The organism is Halohasta sp. A2, assembly GCF_056175805.1.
Map to the genome: position 1 here is coordinate 26420 of NZ_JAQFWV010000014.1, position 18316 is coordinate 44735.

Below are 18316 nucleotides of genomic sequence, written 5' to 3' on the forward strand. Positions count from 1 at the left end.
TGGTACATGGCTTTTGAGGCGAGCGTCGTCGCTACCACTGTTTGCTGATGGTGCCGATCTCGAAGCGCGCACCGCCGGTGTCGCTGTCGGTCACCGACACCGTCCAGCCGTGTGCGTCGGCAATCTGTGTGACGATCGCCAGCCCCAGCCCAGTGCCGTCGGCGTCTGTCGTATACCCGTCTTTGAGCACTTCGTCCTGTTCGGCGGCTGGAATACCGACTCCGTCATCAGCAACATACACTGTCGCCTTCGTCGGCGTCTCATCGGCAAGCCCGACACTGATTTGTAGCGACCCTGGATCGCCGGTTTGACCTGCCTGTTCGCCAGTGCCATGATCGACTGCGTTCCGGAACAGGTTCTCGAACAGTCGCATGAGCCGGTCGGGATCGGCGACAATCTGTGTGTCTTCGTCGACCGATAGCGCGGCACCGTTTGTTTCGGTATGGCTCCAGGCCTCTCGAGCGATGGTCTCGACCGAAATCGCCTCAGGTTCGGTCACCGCCGTTCGTTCGCGGGCTAACTCCAGTACGTCGTCGATGATAGCCTCCATGCGCTCGGTGGCCCGCTCGATCTCGGCGAGGTGGTCGAGGTCTCCCGTGATTCGCGTCTGTTCGATGTAGCCGTTGGCGATGTTGATCGGATTCCGGAGGTCGTGGCTGACGATACTGGCGAATTCGTCGAGTTTTTCGATCTGCTGTTCGAGTTCGCGCTCGTAGCGCTTCTGGTCGGTGACGTCCTGCAGCAGAAACAAGCAGCCGACGTGACGATCCCGGCCGTCGAAAATCGGTGTCGACTCGATGTGGTAGTAGACGTCTCCGAGTTCGACCGTCTGTTCGGTGGTCTCGGGGGTCGCGGTCAACACCGCATAGGAGTCTTTCGACTCGGGAAGGTCGAGCGCTTCGGTCACATTGTGGCCGACAATCGACTCGTCGACGTTCATCATCCGGGCGGCCGCCGGATTAATATCGATGATTCGGTCGTTGGTGTCGACGACGACCATCCCGTCGCGAACGGTGTCGATCACCTTCTCGCGGGCGACTGGCGAGAGATCGACGAATCGGTATTCGACGATCGCGGCCGCGAAGAACGTACACATAAACACGAACCCAAGCGGCGTGGTATCGAACTCGACGAGCCCTGACAGAAAGACGGCGTTCAGCGGCAACGGGGCGAATACACCGGCCGCCAGCAGGATCGCCTGGCCGCGGTAGAGCGCCTGGTTCGTCCTGACGAGCAGTTCGACGATGAGCAGCGAGGTGACCAACACCAGCAGATAGCTGTACGTCGAGTGGAGCCAGAACGCCGGGCCCCACTCCTGGTCGACCCCGATCGCGGCCGTTGGATCGAGCCCGGCGAAAAAGAGGTCACCTGGATTGACTATCACGAGCACCATGAGGACGAGCGGATGAATCGACAGCAGTCCCAGAAGGGTCGGCGTGAGGTACCGTCCGCGGCCCGTGTATTCGAGTGCGAACACGAACACCGCCGCCAGCCCGATGCCGACGCCGAGATACAGCCCCCGAATCCCAGCGAGTGCGATCGGCTCCCACGGGAGCGTCGACGCGAAAAGGCCGAACGACCAGACGGCTGCCGAAAATCCAGCAATGCTCAACGGGAGGGCGGCCGTCTTTTCGCGGTGTCGCCAAAGCACGAACCCGGCGCAGAGTGCGACCACAGTGGCGGCGAAATAGACGCCTCCTACTGTACTGTCGCTCAATACCATACGAAACACCTACTTATTCGTGAGCGGTTGATTATAAGTTGTGTTTCCCGCATAGCCGTTGTCTATTTGTGACCACTGTGTGAACGGTATCAGAGACGATCCGAACAACGCGCAGTTGGCCACGTGAGGTAGATACCGCGTCACGCTCGCCTGTGAGAATCGCTGTTGCGTCTGCGAGTGAAATGGGATCACGGCCGTTGTGGCTGGGTGAATCGGACGGTTCAAACCGGTGGCCGACCCAGATGTGGCAATGACAGGCGATCACGACTCCGAGAGCGAGGCTGAGGAATCCACGACACAGCAGAACCCAGAGCGCACCACATTCGATCACGACCCGATCGGCCACACCCAGGTCTGGGCCGGCATGTCTGTCGGCGAACTGACCGACCAGTACGGCCACGCCGGAATCGGGGCGGCGGGTGTCCACGAGGCCGTCGACGTGTATTCCGAGATGCTGGCCGACGACGACTGTACCGTCTTCATGTCACTCGCTGGCGCGATGGTTCCCACCGGTATGCGCCAGATCGTCGTGGATCTGATTCGCGACGGCCACGTCGACGTGCTCGTGACAACAGGCGCGAACCTGACGCACGACGCCATCGAAGCCATCGGTGGCAAACACCACCATGGCGACCACGAGCACCCGGACCTCGACGAACGCGAGTTCGACGAACAGCTCCGCGACGAACAGGTCGACCGGATTTATAACGTCTACCTCCCCCAGGAGTACTTTTCGCTCTTAGAGTCGCATCTCCGTGAGAACGTGTTTCCGCCGCTCGCCGAACAGGAGTCCGTCGGTATCGCCGAACTCTGTGCGGAACTCGGAAAGGCGAACGCCAAACGTAACGAGAAAGAGGATATCGACGAAGACGCTGGGATCGCTGCTGCAGCGTACGAGAACGACGTACCGATCTACTGTCCGGCCGTTCAGGACTCCGTGTTTGGCCTGCAAGCCTGGATGTATTCGCAGATCTCGGACCTCACGCTCGATGCGCTGTCGGATATGACACCCCTTACTGATCTCGCCTACGAGGCCGACACCGCGGGCTGTCTGCTCATCGGCGGCGGCGTGCCGAAGAACTTCACGCTTCAGACGATGCTCGTGACGCCCGGGGCGTACGATTACGCGGTACAGATCACGATGGATCCGTCGACGACTGGTGGTCTCACGGGAGCGACGCTCGACGAAGCGCGGTCGTGGGGGAAACTGACGAAAGAGGCACGCAACGTGACCGTTGTTGGCGATGCGACCGTACATCTGCCGTTGCTCGTGGCGGCAGCGCGCGAGCGACTCGACGCTTCGTGAGCAGGTCGAAAAAAGGCTGAGCCGTCCGACTCGCTTCGTAGTACGACGTCGCTACTCCAACGAGACTTCGAACCCCCACTCGTCAGATGATTCCGGCTCGGATTCGTCCGAGAGAATCGATATCGACGTTTCGAAGCAATACTCCCCAACCGGGAGACAGCCGTCGGCATCGGGCGTGGCATACAGGTCTACGCGTCGACTACTGTCGGCACCGGGTTCGATCTCGAACGTGCGGTACTCCTCGGTAATGGCGATCTCTTCGGTTAGCCGCCAGCAGTCGGCTTCCGCGGGATACTCGCTGTCGGTCTCGCCCGGCAGGAGTATAACCACCCCGTCGTCGTCTCTGACGTACTCGAAGTGGACTGCTCGTCCCTCACCCACACGGATCGGTTCGTCGCTGGTGTTGGTGAGCGTCGTTCGGAGCCGCGGCGGGTGCTCTTCGGTGGCGGTATCTCGAACGACCTCAACTGCGACTTCTATCGGGAGGTCGGGACCCTCGTCAGTCGAGACGAGACTGACGCCGGGACCACCCGTCCCTTCCGGGCGAGTCTCATCAGAATCGTTCGACTCCGATGGCGGCGTCTCATTGGAATCATCCGTCTCCGATGGCGGCGTCTCATAATGACTGCAAGGCGGAAACCCGCGACTTCAGGCGCGGGAGGAAGCCGACAAACCGGACACACAGCGCGTTCGATAGCAGGCTGACTCCCCCACGCCAATCCAAACCAGTTTAAATACGCAGTGCTACGTATGAAGTACAGATGGTGGAAGATTCAGGCACCCGAACTGTCCCCATCAAGCTCAATGTGGACGAGAGTGCCGCTGACCTCCTCCACCAGACAACTGATCACTTCCTTGACGCCGCCAACCACGTCGTAGACGTAGCGTGGGAACCAGACTGGAAAATTACCAGCAAGCAAAAACTCCACGACCTCACGTACTATGACGTTCAAGACGGCTCACCACTCCCGGCCAACCTCGTGCAAGCCGCACGAAACCGCGCCGCAGAAGCCGTCAAAGGTGTTATCGAACGCTGGAAAGAAGGCAAGAAAGCCTCGAAACCCGTGTTCACCTCGCGGTTCGCCAGCTACGATGCACGAACCGTCACCGTCAACGACGATCACGCCACACTCGCCACAATAGATGGACGAGTGACTGCGGAGTTCGTTCTTCCCGACGAACAGCGTGACACGCCACACTCGGGGTATTTGTTCAACGATGACTACGACGTGAAGGGAGCTACGCTCCACTACGACACGGTTGAGGATTGTTTCTACCTCCACGTTCGGACAAAGCCCGCCATGGAGAACGATGATACCGACACAGGCGATGCCAAGCACGTCTCCGTCCTTGGTGTTGACCTCGGCATCACAAACATCGCAACCACCTCAACCGGACGCTTCTGGAGCGGCGGCGAACTCAACCACTGGCATCGAGAGTACCAGAAACGTCGAGGCGGCCTCCAACAGACTGGAACTCGCTGGGCGCATATCAATGTCCAACGAGTCGGTCGCAAGCAGACTGGACGCTTCGAGCAACTGCTGCACACGATTTCGAACGAACTCGTAGACGAAGCTCTGGAGAACGACTGTACGCATATCGTGTTCGAGCAACTGAAAGGCATCCGCGAACGCTTGCCGCACGCGAATGCGGTTCACAAGTGGGCGTTCCACCGCTTGTTCGAGTACGTTACATACAAGGCCGAGTCTGAAGGGCTTGTGGTGAAGCAGATCAACCCGGCGTACACGAGTCAGCGTTGCTCGAGGTGTGGTTTCACTCACGAGGATAATCGCCCGCACAACAACGGGCAGGACGAGTTCGAGTGTTTGAAGTGCGGGTATGATGTTCACGCGGATTACAACGCCGCGAAGAATATCGGCTTGAAGTATCTCCGCGACCAGCAAAAGTCTGGGCGTGGAGGCGCACCCGTAGGCGTGCGCTTAAACAGCGGGACGTTGAACGTGAATGGCGAGTATTCGCCTACCGCCCTTAGCGGTTAGAACGGGAGTCCACGCTGAATGCCACGCCCTTCAGGGCGTGGTAGCTTACTAGGGCTGTTGCCGGTACAGCCAGCGAGACCGGCTATGAGTACGGATCCAACGGCACCAATAGAACGCAGATACCGTCGACGTGCGTGATGCATAGCTCATCATCGGAATCCAACGAATGTAGGCTTGCCTGACGACCTCCAGTACTCATCTCGATCAGTATGGTTTTTTTGAGACCATGCGCTACCGTTTCGATTCCATCACCACCGCATTGATAACGGCCCCCATGAGGACTATTAGCGCGCCGATATAGAGCCACGTTATAAAAATGAGCAGCGCCCCGAGGATGCCGTACAGCTGGTACTCCGCGGCGTAGGTGGCGTACAGTTCGAACCCGAGCCGTAGCAGTACCCAGCCGGCTGCCGCCACGAGCGCACCCGGCAATACCTCTCTGAGACGGAGTCGACCCGGTGGCAACAGCGCGTATAGCGGGAGCAGCGCCACGACCAGGGCGACGAACAGCGTCACCTGTTCGAGCGGGCCAACGATCGACTCGGGAAACGGTCCGAACGTGATCGCGAGATCGAAGCCAACGAGCACGACCACCGCAACCAGCAGCGATCCGAAGACGATGGCTGTGTTGGTGAGCTGTTTCCGCCACGCGATGGCCGACTCGTAGTCGTAAAGCTCGCCGAACGCCCGCGAAAGCCCTCGCGAGAGCTTGAGCGTCCCCCAGACGAACCCGAGTGTCCCGACGACACCAGCGCCGGTTCGACCGGTCGTGTCGGCGAGCGCGTCGACCAGAAGCTCCTGGCCGGTGTTGGTCAGCAGGTTCTCGACGACTCCCAACAGTTGCTCCAACACGAGTTCGAGCCCAACCGCTGTCGTGACCGCAAACGCCAACAACAACATAGGAACAAGCGAGGCAAGCGCATAGTAGGCGACACCGGCGGCGACGAACGTGATGTTCCGTTCGCGGGCGAGTGCAATGATACTACTTACCAGCCGTACGGGAGTCAGCCGGGTTAGTCGATCGACGCTAACGCGGTTGCCACCCATCTCTACGGTTTCGTGGTCACTCCTCAAGGCAGTTCGGTAGGATCTCGCTGACAGTCAGTAGGCACTGCATACTGCGACTGAAGGTCCAGGTGACTGGTCGCCCGTCGACTCTCACTCACTGGTATCCTGACCGGGTTTGCACCTCACCCGAGTATATAAATAGCGGTCGACGCTATCTCCTGTCATGTATGCGGTCGTTGGCTGTACCAACTGTTCGATGTTCTGGCTCCTGTCGGACCCACGGAGTTCGACCACTGCACAGTGTCCTCGGTGCCAGACGACCCACCAGACGAAAAAGTTGAAACGGTTTTTCGAGTCCGACGACCGAAACGCCGCACGGCAGGCCCGTTCGGCGCTGTTGGCGAAAAAACAGGGCCAGTCGGCGACGTTCGCCACCGTCGACCACGTCGCCGACCTCGAACGCCAGGTCGACGAGCCGGTTGTCCCAGACGGCGAGTATCTCGATGCCGCCGGGCTCGACCCCGACGAGGTCGCCGCCGCGGGCGATACTGCCTCGCGTGGATCGAAATCCCGCGATAAAATCGTCCGTGAGGCCGTCCGCGAGGCGGGCGACGGTCGACCAACCGAAGCCGAGATCGTCGACTACGCCACAGAGCGAGGCGTCCCGGCCGAGAAGGCCAGTGACCTGCTGAGACGACTCCGACGACAGGGCGAGGTCTCCGAAACCGGCGGGCGGTACCGGCTATTATAAACTGGCTACTGGATCGTAGACGTCGACTACCGACCCAGCGACTCGTGGGCGCTCGACAGGTGTTGCGAGCCGAGCGCGGCCAGCAAGGAGAGTTCGCCAGCCAGCGACCCGACCGCGATGGCCTCGGCCAGCGCGTCGGCGTTGCTGCCCGCGGGATCGCCGCCGCCACGAACGCCGAGAATATCGAGTGCTTCAGACTGCGTGGGGAGTTTGGTGCCGCCGCCGACGGTGCCGATTTCGAGGCTCGCCAGCGAGACCGATATATAAAGATCGCCGTCATCGGTCACCTCTGCGGTCGTAATGGCGTTGGCTCCTTCGACGACCTGGGCTTCGTCTTGGCCGGTCGCGAGGAACATCGCCGCGACGGGGTTGGCGACGTGCGCGTTGAATCCGAATGAGCCGGCCTTTGCCGATCCGATCAGGTTCTTGCGGGTGTTGATTTCGACGATTGCTTCGGGCGTCGTGTGGAGTTTGGCGTCGACGACGTCTCGCGGAATCACCACATCAGCAGTCACTGAGCGACCGCGGCCCTCGACGGCGTTGATCGCAGCGGGCTTTTTGTCCGTACAGAGGTTGCCCGAGAGCGCGACGAGCGAGGCGGTGGTCTCGGCCTCGACCAACTCGCAGGCCGCTTTGGTGGCGATGGTGACCATGTTCATTCCCATCGCGTCTTTCGTGTCGTAGCGGAAGCGCAGATAGACGTTGTTGCCGACGACGTAGGGGGTGACCTCCTGGAGTTCGCCGTGGTTCGTCGTCGACTCGGCGGCCTCGCGGAGTTCGTCGCCGTTCTCGCGAACCCACTCAACCAGCGCGAGGGCTTCGGCCACGTCCCTGACGCGGAAGACGGGCGCGCGGGTCATCCCCGATTTGGTAACCCGCGCGGTCGCACCGCCGGCGCGGTTGATGACCGAACAGCCACGGTTCACGGACGCAAGAAGCGCGCCTTCGGTCGTCGCCAGCGGGAGATACCGCTCGTCGACGAGCGCGCCGCCGTTGATCTGGACGGGGCCGACGACACCCACCGGCACCTGGACTGTGCCGATCATGTTCTCGATGTTCGGTTCGGCGACCCCGGCAGGAAACCCGTAGGAGCCGGTCGATGAGAGATCCGCGCCCGACTGTCGTTCGACGAGTAGCCGCCGGGCAGCAGCGGCCGTGTCGGGGTCAGTGTGTGTTTCGAGTTCGTGAAGTCGTTTCTCGCCGTTTTCGACCCCGTCGGCGAGTTCGACGGCTTGCTCGTGGTCGACGGCGTCTGGACCGCCCCTCGCATCCGAATCGTCGTCTGCATCGGCGTCTGCGCTCATGGACGTGAGTGGTAGCGGCGGTCGCTAAGGGCTATCGGTCTCCGCGGCGCTTACCGGTGGCCCACGACGGTCCGCAGAAACGCCAACTGGTGGTCGACCGTGCGCTCGAAGTCGTCGCCGAACACGCTCAGGTGGTCGACTGGCAGTTCGAGATACGTCGAGTCGGCGATTTTCTCGGCGGCGGCCGCCGGACCATCGCTCGGGACGATCTGATCCTCGCGGCCACCGATCACGAGCGTCGGACACCTGATCTCGTCGGCGCGCGTCACCGGTCGATACCGCGCAAGCGAGAGGAACACCCGGGCGGGAACCCGGTTCTGCCAGTCGGCCTGTCGGTCGAAGAGGTCGAACAGCGCGCGTTTGGCACCGGGGGCGGTGATCACGCCGAAGCCGTCTTCGTCGTCGACGATTCGAACCTCGGTTCCGAATCCAACCCGGTGGCCGAGACCGTCGTGGACCCCTGCTGCCAGCGATTTGAGAAGCTGTTTCGGCTGGCCGAGCAACCCGAGCGTCTGCGAGCGACCGTCGACGAGCGGACAAACCGCGATCGCACCGGCCACTCGAAACGTCTCGGCGGCAACCGACAGCACGTGGCCACCCGACAGCGAATGACCCCAAAGCACGAGTCGATTGCCGTCGACATCGTCGAGCTCTCGCAGTGCGTCAACCGCAGCCTCGTAGTCGGCGATCTGTTTGGTGGGACTGACAACCCCCCGAGGCTCGCCGTCGCTGTCGCCGAGGTGGCGAAAATCGAACGTGAAGGCGGCGTAGCCCGCCTCGGCGAACCGCTCGGCGACCGCCGGCAGGCCGAACGTTCGCCACAGGCCGAGCCCCGGAGCCATCACGACGACCGGCGGGCGCTCGGGTCGATCCGGCAGATAGAGCGTCCCGACACACCGCTCGCCATCGCTGTCGAATTCGACAGTCCGGGTCGAATACGTTTCGCGCGAGGGTCGACGAAGCGACTGTTGGCTCCGGTTGACCGGCTTTCGTCGACCGCTCACCGACGGGTGCGCTGCACTGCTCGGTCCGATTTGTGAGGCGCTGCTCGGTCGACCCCGCTCGTGTTGTGATTCGCTCTCCGAGGAGGCTGCCTCGTCCCGGCGGACGAACTCGGCCATTAGGCTCCCTCCAGTGTCGTCATCGCGTTCATACGTCGACCACGGACGCAACTGGGTTAAATCGTTACCCGATTGACAGCCGATTTGCTGGCTCGCTATCCCATGTAACTTATTCGGAACAAAGACGAACTGGCTGTATGACTCGGATTTCGACCGGTCGACAGCCGCCCTCACGGAGCCACCTGCCACGTTGGCTCGCTCCTATACCGGCAGCGATCGAATCGCTGGGGCTTCGGCTGGTCTGGCTCGTCGTCGCGATCAACCTCGCAGGCACCGCCTTCGGCTTTTGGTACTACTTCCCACAGTTCGCCGAGACGCCGCCCGAGATGTGGGTGTTCGTTCCCGACAGTCCGATGGCGACCCTGTTTATCGCCGGGGCGTTCGCACTCTGGACGCTGGGTCGACAGAACGACTATCTGACGGCGCTGGCGTTTTTCGGCAACATCAAACTCGGCCTCTGGACGCCGTGGGTGCTCGTCGTCTTTGCCGACGCCTTTCTGACCTTTACCGCGCCCGTGATGTACGCGTTCCTCTTGGTGAGTCATCTGGCAATGGTCGTCCAGGCGCTAGTGCTCCACCGCATCTCGTCGTTCCCGCTTTCGGCGGTCGGTGTCGCCACGCTGTGGTATACGATCGATCTGACGGTCGACTACTTTATTCCGATCGTTGGCGACCCACACCATACGTCGATTCCTGTGGCCTACGAAACCGCGTTCGCTGGCGGTGCGACCGCGTTTCGCCTGGCGGCGTGGGGTGCGGTCGTGCTCACCCTCATCCCGCTGTTTTGGGCGCTTGCAACGCGAATCAAAACGCTCGAGTCGACCGATCTTGAACAGCTCTGAACGGGCGGTAGGGCGGATTAGACCTGTTATTAGCTTTCCTCGCTTTCGTCTTCGGTTCCAGTCGAATCCTCGACGAGGAGGAGATCAAACGGCTCGTCGACCGGGGCGTCGTCGGGTTCGAGATAGCCGACCGCGAAGGCGCTGTAGACGACACCGCCTTCGACGGTCACGTCGAACGTCTCGACCGGGTCAGCGTCCTCGTCGCCGGCGGGCAGGACTTCGAGCGTGTAGTCGCCTGACGGGATCTCTGCGGACTGCGCCTCGCCGAATTCGAGTTCTTCGAACAGCGGGTCACCGGACTCCCCATCGACGACGTCGACTGCCGGGGCGTCGGGTGCGGCGTGGAGTCCGCGAATCCGGGCGTTATCGCCGGGATCGCTCAGGTCGTCTTCGAACACCTCGGCATCGAGCGGCTGATTCTGCTCACCGAGTTCGCCGACCGCTGCGAATGTGTAGGACCCGTCCTCGACGTCGATGGACTCCTCGTACACCGACTCGTCGGTGCGTGCTTCGGTGATTCGGACGTCGTAGGTTCCAGGATCTACTTCGAGATACTCGCTGACATCACCGAACGAAACGTCCTCGGCCGCCGGCTCGTCATCATCGTCGACGTAGACGTCAACGGCTGGCGCATCCGGCGAGAGATGCGCTGCGCGGACCATTGCCGCCTCTCGCTCGCTGTCTGACCCGTTACCGTCGTCTTCGCTTTCATCGCCTTCGTCATCGCCTGTCTCGCCCTCGCCACCCATACAGCCTGCGAGGCTTCCGATAACGACGAATCCACCTGCTGCTTTCAGTACCGCTCGTCGGTTGTGTCTAACCATATGCAACAAAGCGGTAAACGAGTATCACACATATAAAATAATCTACACTTTAACGAAATGCGATATATAAATAGGATATATTTGAAAAGAAGAATAGAGCGGTTCGGCCGTGGGCTGTTCGCAGGTTTGTCGCAGTTCGGTCGACCACCAGTCAGGCGTTCGGGCTCGTCCCTTGGGCACGCATATACTCATCAAGCGTGCTCGCGAGTGTCTCGGCAAACGCCTCGTCGTTGATTGGTTCGTCCCGCTCGATCAGGTCGACATCGTCGTCGATGGTCTCGCGAAGTGCGTCGAACAGTGCGGCATCGGCCTCGCGGTCGTAGAACTCCTCGCCTTCAACATCGAGCATCGAGACCCCTCCGAGCGGCAAGACGAGTGCAGTCGACCCTGTTGCGGCATTCAACTTTCCGCCAATGATCCGGCCGAGTTCGGCGTTTTCATCCGGCGTTGTTCGCATTAACGTCACTTGGGGGTTGTGGACGTGGAACAGCCGCCCATCGAACTCGTCTGGAACCGACTCTCGGGGGCCGAAGTTGACCATGTCGAGCGCCCCAGTCGACACCACTTGAGGTGTCCCACGTTCGCCCGCCGCATCGAGTCGTTCCGGCCCGGCGTTGAGTACGCCGCCGACCAACTCGTCGGCCCACTCGGTCGTCGTAATGTCGAGAACGCCATCGATCACGCCCTCTTCGATCAGATTCTCCATCGCTCGGCCGCCCGTTCCCGTGGCGTGGAAGACGATGGTTTCGTAGCCCCGGTCTTCGAGGTACGCACGCGCCGTTTTCGCGCAGGGTGTGGTCACGCCGAACATCGTGATTCCGATAGTGGGTTTCTCGTCGACCTCGACGTCCGGATCGGTGGTCACCATACCGACCATCGCCATCGCGGCGTTGGCGATCACCTGCCGCGAAAGCTGGTTGAGCCCCTCGATGTCGGCGACCGAGTACAGCATCATTACGTCCTTGATGTCGACGTACGCCTGGACGTCGCCCGAGGCCACCGTCGACACCATGAGTTTCGGCACGCCGACCGGTAGTGCGCGCATCGCGGCTGTCGCGATCGACGTGTTGCCCGAACCGCCGAGACCCATGATCCCCTCTAACTCTCCATCCTCATGCATTCGTTGGGCGATGGCGGCGGCTCCCTCACCCATTGCAGCCATCGCCTCGCCGCGGTCGCCCGACTCGCGCAGCCCATCGAGCGTGGTTCCGGCGGCCTCGGCAACCTCGCTTGCAGTGGTATCGGGCTCGAATCCAGGTTCACCGACGACGCCCGTGTCGACGACGTGTGTATCGACGCCCTGCGCCTCGATTATGTCGCGAGCGAAGCCGATCTCTTCGGCTTTCGTATCCAGCGTCCCGATAATGACGACGGCCATCAGAACTCGATCTCCTTGAAGTCGCGAGCCTGGTTCTCGATGGCACCCTCGGTCGGCAGTCGTTCGATGCTGGAGGCACCGAAAAAGCCGACGACGCCCTCGGTGTTGTTAAGGACGTACTCGGCGTCGTCGGGCCAGGCGATCGGCCCGCCGTGGCAGATCACGAGCACGTCATCGTCGACCGCTTTGGCGGCGTCGTGGTGAGTCTGTACGCGCTCGGCGGCGGCATCGAGATCGAGCGCGGTCTCCGCGCCGATGTCACCCGAGGTGGTCAACCCCATGTGCGAGACGATCACGTCCGCGCCCGCCTCGGTCATCGCGCGGGCCTGTGCTTCGGAAAAGACGTAGGGACATGTCAGCATGCCTTGATCGGCCGCTTCGCGGATCATTTCCACCTCTCTGTCGTAGCCCATCCCGGTCTCTTCGAGGTTTTGGCGAAAGCTACTGTCCTCGTCGATGAGGCCGACCGTTGGAAAGTTCTGTACGCCAGAAAAGCCCCGTCGACGGAGGTCTTCGATGAACACATCCATCTGGCGGAAGGGGTCGGTGCCGTTGACCCCAGCGAGTACGGGTGTGTCCTCGACAACCGGTAGCACCTCGTGGCCCATCTCGACGACGATCTCGTTGGCATCGCCGTACGGCAGAAGGCCAGCCAGCGAGCCGCGGCCGTTCATTCGATAGCGCCCCGAGTTATAAATGATCAGCAGGTCGACGCCGCCGCGTTCGGCGAACTTGGCCGAAATGCCAGTGCCGGCTCCGGCTCCGATGATCGGCTCGCCCGATTCGACCGTCTCTTCGAGTCGGTTGCGTGACTCCTCGCGTGTAAACTGCATGATTATTCGTACACAAACCGTGCTAATCAGTATTGCGGGGGTTGGTCGCTGTCGGCCCCATCGATTACGAGTGGAGGTCGAATACAGTCGAATTTAGACCGTCGCCGACCGACAGAGTCCGACGATGTCGTGGAGGTCGTCGACGATGTGGGTCGGCGTCGGGGTAGGCTGATGGGTACGGCGGTGTGGTCGACGGATGAACGCCGAGTCGATGCCAGCGTTTTCGGCGGCCTTGAGGTCCGAATCGTTGTCGCCAACGAACAGCGGCGAGTCGGCATCGAGCGCCTCGATTGCGCTGTTGAGATAAAACGGATCGGGCTTCTTTCGGTCGAGGCTGGTGAGCGTCGGCTGGCGACCCACGGCGACTGCAAAGTACGATCCGAGACCGAAGTAGTCCAACAGAAAGTCGACCGTCGACTGTTGGTTCGAGCTCACGATTCCCAGTGGAATCGACAGCCGGTCGAGCGCGCTTACGTCCTCGTAGGGTGTCTTGCGGCCAGCACGGGCTTCGATCCGCTGGCGATCGCTCGACAGTCGGTCCCGGCGCTCCCAGAACGCTTCGGCATCGAGGCCGAACCGCTTGGCGACTCGTTCGACACGTTTGGGCGTGACGTCGATCACCATCGACTCGACGACCGCGGGGTCGGGACTCACGACGCCGGCGTCGTCGAACGCCGCCCACGTAGCCTCGACGAGGGCGTCGTACGGCGTTCGGGTGACCAACACCCCGTCGTTATCGAATATCACCGCATCGTACATATCGACCTTAACGAACGCGAGCCTCAAAACGCATCCGACCAAGGTTTTAGCCGGTCGACCCCGTCAGGTACAGTATGAGTACGGAACCGGCGGCCGAAAAAATCTGTGTCGTGGGCGCAGGACTCGCGGGTATCGGCGTTGGATACGAGCTCGGAAACACGGTCGACGTGACGATTCTCGAAAAGAGCCGCGGCGTCGGCGGCCGCGCGGCGACCCGTCGACGCAACGGGTGTCGGTACGACCACGGCGCGAACTACATCAAGGATAGCGACGGCCGAACCGACGAGTTAGTCCGACAACTCGGTGAGGAGGGACTGGTCGACATCGACGAACCGGTCTGGACGTTCGATTCGGCGGGCGAGATCTCGCCCGGCGACCGACAGCAGGCTCACAAGTGGACGTGGACCGAGGGAATCACGCAGTTCGCCAAACGTCTGGCCGACCAAAGTACCGTCACAATAAAAAAGGAAACCCGCATCGATTCCCTTTCTAACAACGCTGAGGGCTGGACGCTGACCGATACCGAGGGCGTCGACCACGGCCCCTTCGAGTCAGTCGTACTCACGCCACCTGCGCCACAGACGGCCGACCTGCTGGCGTCGGTGACTCTCGACGACGCTGACGAGACCGTGCTCACCGAGGCAGCTAGCGCCGTCGACGGGGTTCCCTTCCGAACTATCCGAACCCTGGTCCTCCACTACCCCTTCAACGTTGACCGACCCTACTATGCGTTGGTCAACACCGACCGCGATCACGCAATCGGTTGGCTCGCCCGCGAGGAGTGCAAGACAGGCCACGTCCCCGACGGCGAGAGCTTGCTCGTCGTCCAGATGGCCCCCGACTGGTCGACCGCCCACTACGACGACCCCCTCGAATCGGCCAGCGAGGAGGTGGCCGCGATGGCTGCCGAACTGCTGAAGGACGATCGGCTCGCCGAACCCGACTGGGTCGACGACCAGGGCTGGCGGTACGCGCTACCTGATGCGGGTGTCGACGCCGCAGCGCTCGATCCACTGGCCGAGTACGGGTTGTTCGTCGCTGGCGACTGGCTGAGCGGAGACGGACGAGCACACGAGGCGTTCTGGAGCGGCGTCGACCGTGCGGACGATCTCACCACTGATCGGTGAGCGTGCCGTGATACTCGCTGGCAACTGAGTTGTATGGGTCTTTACAGGTCATATGGAGGGACGGACTCGTGCAATATCCGGCGAATTTCTTTTTACGTTGACGCTCGTAGAGGGAGTCGACAATGGGCACCACCCTCCAGATCGACCTGCACGTACACTCGGAGGGCTCCTACGACGGGAGCGAGCCAGTCGATCTGATTCTGGAACACGCCGCTGACATCGGCCTAGACGGCGTCGTCATTACCGACCACGACACCATCGACGAATCGCTGCAGGCTGCGGAGTTGGCGCCGGAGTACGGACTCGTCGGGATTCCGGGCGTTGAGGTGTCGACGGCCCACGGCCACCTCTTGGTGATCGGTGTCGAAGAGATGCCGCCGCGGCGCGCGCCGTACGACGAGACCGTCGCGTGGATCCGCGACCACGGCGGCGTCGCGATCGTTCCTCACCCGTTTCAGCGAACGCGCCACGGCGTTCGCAAAAAACACATTCCGGACGTCGACGCGATCGAGTCCTTCAACGCGTGGCTCTTCACGGGATACAAAAACCGTCGCGCCCGCCGGTTTGCCGACGCGTTCGGCTATCCCGCGGTGGCCGCCAGCGACGCTCACACGCTCCCGTACGTCGGTCGCGCGTACACCGAAATCACGCTCGATGCCGTCGACCGCGAGTCGGTAACCGCAGCGGACGTGCTGGCAGCGATCCGTGAAGGGTCGACGGCGGTGCAGGGTCGACGCGCGCCGATCCCGATGGCCGCGCGCCACTACTGTATCGGTGCTGGCCGGAAAAGCGGCTACTACGCCAAGGTCGGGGCGGTCACGACGGCCTCCTACGCGAAGTTCGGTGCAATCAAAGGAGGGTCGTTGGCCAAGTTCGGTGTGACGAAAGGGGCCCAAGGGCTCGCTGCGATGCTGTCGACGATCAGATAATCCATCCTGGCGCTATCTGACGGCGGGCCAGTCGAGCACCTCGGCGAACTCGTCGCGGAGTTTTTTCGTGTTGACCGGTTTGGTGACGTAGCCATCGGCTCCCGCACGGGCGGCTTCGCGCATCTTTTCTTTCTGTTTGACGCTCGTGACCATCACGATGATCGTCTCCGGCGAGATCTCTTTGATCCGCTCAACGGCGGTAATACCGTCCATCTCCGGCATCATAATGTCCATCGTGACGACGTCCGGGTGTTCCTTTTTGAACTCCGCGATCGCTTCGTTCCCGTTTTCAGCAGTAGCGACGATATCGAACCAGTCGTCGATCGTGTTCGAAACGATCGTTCGTTGAAACGACGAGTCGTCGACAACTAACGCCCTCTCACTCATACAGCAAGATTGGCGGGTGGATATTTAGTAGTTACTCACCCATAGGTTCTCGACAATATTTAAGCAAAATAGCCATCGAATTATAAGTATCACGCTCGTTGATTTGGGTTGGGCCGCTAGCCGACGCTCCCGACGGACACCCGTCTCGGATCGCATTCGTATAAAATATATTATCTAGTCAGCGATGAACGACGTTACAGTTCGACGATTCGAACGGTATCGTCGTCGACGGCTTCGATCTGGTCTTCTTCGACTGGGTAGCTATCATCGTCGGAGTCGCCCATATCGAGGGCAGCTTTGATTTTGTCGGTAAGGCTCGGTTCGGGATCGACGTAGAGTGTCTGGGTTTCGGTGTCGACGTCGCTGACCATCCCGATTTCCTTGTCGCCCGACATAACCGTCTTGCCGATCTCGTCTTCGGTGACTGCCCGTTTTTCCGATGGATCGCTGGGTTGGTCGGTCGACTCGGCCGAGCGACTCGCACCGGTTTCGCCGCCCGGTTGGGCCTGGGTTTCGGCGTCAGCACCGGCCATTCCCTGGTCGGTTCCGACCGCGGTCGCTTCGGCGGCTCGCTGTTGGTCGTCGGCTGTCGAGCGGTCCGCATCGGCCGTCGACCTGTCTGCGTCGGTCTCCCGAAGCATGACTTCCTCGTCGGTTTCGCGGTCGACGATCGCTCGCTCGACGACCGTCGCTCGGCTGTCGACCGTGTCGACCAGTCTGTGATCGTCGATTCCACACGTCACCTGGTGGTGTTCGGTCGACTCGGTTTCGACAAGTCGGCGCTCGACGAACTGGCTGTGGATCGCATCGCCCTCGGTTCGCTCGCTGGTGATCGCCCCGCTCGGCAGACTCCCGGTCTCGGTTTCGGTCTCGACCGTCTCGCCCTCGGTCGACTGCTCGTCGACGATCTCGCCTTCGATGAGGTCGCTTTCGAGAATGCTCGCCTCGACACCCTCGATGTCGACTGCATCGCTCTCGACGGTGTCGGCCTCGGTGATCTCCTGTTCGACGACGCGGCTTTCGACGGTTTTGCGGTCGAAAATCTCGGTCGTCGTCCGAACTGTATCCTGCACGTCGAGAACGACGTGGTCCTCGATGTCCAGACCAGGCGTCGACTCGTCTACGGGTTGCTCGTCACCCATTTTTTCATCTCCCATCTCTTGGCTACTCGTTTCATCGCCGCCCACGTGCTGGCCAAGCATCTCTTCGCCTCCCATCGGCTCACCCCGCATGGCAGTCTGGTCTTTCTCCGTTGTCTCTGATTCGGTCTGCGTCCCAGCTGTGGTGGTGTCAGTGGTGTCAGCATCCATACCGGTTTCGACCGCCGTCCGATCCGACCGATCGACCTCGTCGACCTCGGAGCCAACGGCATGTTCGCTGTGTTCCGGGCCGAGCGTCGCGGTGAGGTGGCTCGGCGCGTCGGTGAACTCCGCGCCGATGAGTTCGCGGTCGATCGTCTCGCGGTCGACCACGTTACTCTCGATGATCTCGCTGTCGACGATCTGGCTTTCGATTTGGTCGGTTTCGACGACCGTCTTCTCGATGACTTTCGTTTCGGTGATCTCGCTTTGGACAATCTCGCCTTCGAGCAGCGCTTCCTCGACGTCGGACCCTTCGAGACTCGCACGTTCGGCGACCTCCTCGCGGTCGACCAGATCGTAGATCCACTCGTCGGTCTCGCCGACGTCGCGGTCCTGATAGACGAACGCCAGCCGTTCGTCCTCGAACGTCTCGAAGAACTCGTTCCACGATACCGGTTCGAGATCCGCCATCTCCTCGTCCTCGCGAACGATATACAGGCTGCTGGCGGTGTCTTCGACCGAGTCTGTGATGTGGGCGGGCTGGCCGTCGCGGGCTTCGACCCACTCTCTGATTGTGTCGTGATCGGTCGTGATGTTTCGGGGACTCGTATCTGAATCTGCCATAATCGTTGCGTTACAACGTGTGGCAGTCACTTATCTCTGGTTTCCGATATGTGGATAGATCCACTGAAACGAGACTCAGGCGGGCCGTTGAGTCGTCTG

Annotated in this window: 17 protein-coding genes; 6 read left to right on the plus strand and 11 right to left on the minus strand. The window is 61.3% G+C overall.

Annotation, left to right across the window (positions count from 1 at the left end; genetic code table 11):
• Window positions 1-31 precede the first annotated feature (31 nt).
• Window positions 32-1723, minus strand: a complete 1692-nt coding sequence (locus O2S87_RS06375; protein ID WP_475407963.1) for a sensor histidine kinase — start codon at window positions 1721-1723, stop codon at window positions 32-34.
• A gap of 250 nt (window positions 1724-1973) precedes the next feature.
• On the opposite strand from O2S87_RS06375, the gene O2S87_RS06380 reads away from it, so the two are divergent.
• Entirely contained in the window at window positions 1974-3029 is a 1056-nt protein-coding gene (locus O2S87_RS06380) for a deoxyhypusine synthase (protein WP_475407964.1), read from the plus strand.
• 51 nt (window positions 3030-3080) lie between these two features.
• On the opposite strand, the gene O2S87_RS06385 is transcribed toward O2S87_RS06380, so the two are convergent.
• Window positions 3081-3410: a hypothetical protein gene (locus O2S87_RS06385; protein ID WP_475407965.1), complete on the minus strand. Its 330-nt coding sequence runs from the start codon at window positions 3408-3410 to the stop codon at window positions 3081-3083.
• Between the two features lie 380 nt (window positions 3411-3790).
• On the opposite strand from O2S87_RS06385, the gene O2S87_RS06390 reads away from it, so the two are divergent.
• A complete protein-coding gene (locus tag O2S87_RS06390; protein WP_475407966.1) occupies window positions 3791-5029 on the plus strand; it encodes an RNA-guided endonuclease InsQ/TnpB family protein in 1239 nt (412 codons plus the stop codon).
• Window positions 5030-5260: 231 nt separating this feature from the next.
• Here the strand turns inward: O2S87_RS06390 and O2S87_RS06395 are convergent, their stop codons facing one another.
• On the minus strand, window positions 5261-6076 hold the full coding sequence (locus O2S87_RS06395; protein ID WP_475407967.1) for a YihY/virulence factor BrkB family protein: 816 nt from the start codon (window positions 6074-6076) through the stop codon (window positions 5261-5263).
• Window positions 6077-6260: 184 nt separating this feature from the next.
• On the opposite strand from O2S87_RS06395, the gene O2S87_RS06400 reads away from it, so the two are divergent.
• Window positions 6261-6788 (plus strand): DUF5817 domain-containing protein, encoded by a 528-nt coding sequence (locus O2S87_RS06400; protein ID WP_475407968.1) that lies wholly within the window; start codon window positions 6261-6263, stop codon window positions 6786-6788.
• 26 nt (window positions 6789-6814) lie between these two features.
• On the opposite strand, the gene hmgA is transcribed toward O2S87_RS06400, so the two are convergent.
• Window positions 6815-8092 (minus strand): hydroxymethylglutaryl-CoA reductase (NADPH), encoded by a 1278-nt coding sequence (gene hmgA, locus O2S87_RS06405; protein WP_475407969.1) that lies wholly within the window; start codon window positions 8090-8092, stop codon window positions 6815-6817.
• A gap of 50 nt (window positions 8093-8142) precedes the next feature.
• Window positions 8143-9213, minus strand: coding sequence for an alpha/beta hydrolase (locus O2S87_RS06410; protein ID WP_475407970.1), 1071 nt, complete (start codon window positions 9211-9213; stop codon window positions 8143-8145).
• Window positions 9214-9350: 137 nt separating this feature from the next.
• Between O2S87_RS06410 and O2S87_RS06415 the strand changes: the two genes are divergently transcribed.
• On the plus strand, window positions 9351-10055 hold the full coding sequence (locus O2S87_RS06415; RefSeq protein ID WP_475407971.1) for a DUF1405 domain-containing protein: 705 nt from the start codon (window positions 9351-9353) through the stop codon (window positions 10053-10055).
• Between the two features lie 29 nt (window positions 10056-10084).
• Here the strand turns inward: O2S87_RS06415 and O2S87_RS06420 are convergent, their stop codons facing one another.
• The 4 genes from O2S87_RS06420 to O2S87_RS06435 form a co-directional block, all read right to left on the minus strand.
• On the minus strand, window positions 10085-10879 hold the full coding sequence (locus O2S87_RS06420; protein WP_475407972.1) for a DUF4397 domain-containing protein: 795 nt from the start codon (window positions 10877-10879) through the stop codon (window positions 10085-10087).
• Between the two features lie 151 nt (window positions 10880-11030).
• Window positions 11031-12257, minus strand: a complete 1227-nt coding sequence (locus tag O2S87_RS06425; protein WP_475407973.1) for a Tm-1-like ATP-binding domain-containing protein — start codon at window positions 12255-12257, stop codon at window positions 11031-11033.
• On the minus strand, window positions 12257-13090 hold the full coding sequence (locus O2S87_RS06430) for a phosphoenolpyruvate hydrolase family protein (RefSeq protein ID WP_475407974.1): 834 nt from the start codon (window positions 13088-13090) through the stop codon (window positions 12257-12259). Before O2S87_RS06430 ends, O2S87_RS06425 begins: the two co-directional genes overlap by 1 nt.
• Before the next feature lie 93 nt (window positions 13091-13183).
• Window positions 13184-13849, minus strand: coding sequence for an HAD family hydrolase (locus O2S87_RS06435; protein ID WP_475407975.1), 666 nt, complete (start codon window positions 13847-13849; stop codon window positions 13184-13186).
• Between the two features lie 74 nt (window positions 13850-13923).
• Between O2S87_RS06435 and O2S87_RS06440 the strand changes: the two genes are divergently transcribed.
• Entirely contained in the window at window positions 13924-14976 is a 1053-nt protein-coding gene (locus O2S87_RS06440; protein ID WP_475407976.1) for an NAD(P)/FAD-dependent oxidoreductase, read from the plus strand.
• A gap of 122 nt (window positions 14977-15098) precedes the next feature.
• A complete protein-coding gene (locus O2S87_RS06445) occupies window positions 15099-15905 on the plus strand; it encodes a CehA/McbA family metallohydrolase (RefSeq protein ID WP_475407977.1) in 807 nt (268 codons plus the stop codon).
• A 12-nt stretch (window positions 15906-15917) separates the two neighbouring features.
• On the opposite strand, the gene O2S87_RS06450 is transcribed toward O2S87_RS06445, so the two are convergent.
• The gene (locus tag O2S87_RS06450) at window positions 15918-16292 is read right to left on the minus strand and encodes a response regulator transcription factor (protein WP_475407978.1); all 375 of its coding nucleotides are present in this window, start codon (window positions 16290-16292) and stop codon (window positions 15918-15920) included.
• Between the two features lie 194 nt (window positions 16293-16486).
• On the minus strand, window positions 16487-18217 hold the full coding sequence (locus tag O2S87_RS06455; RefSeq protein WP_475407979.1) for a hypothetical protein: 1731 nt from the start codon (window positions 18215-18217) through the stop codon (window positions 16487-16489).
• Between the last annotated feature and the right edge of the window lie 99 nt (window positions 18218-18316).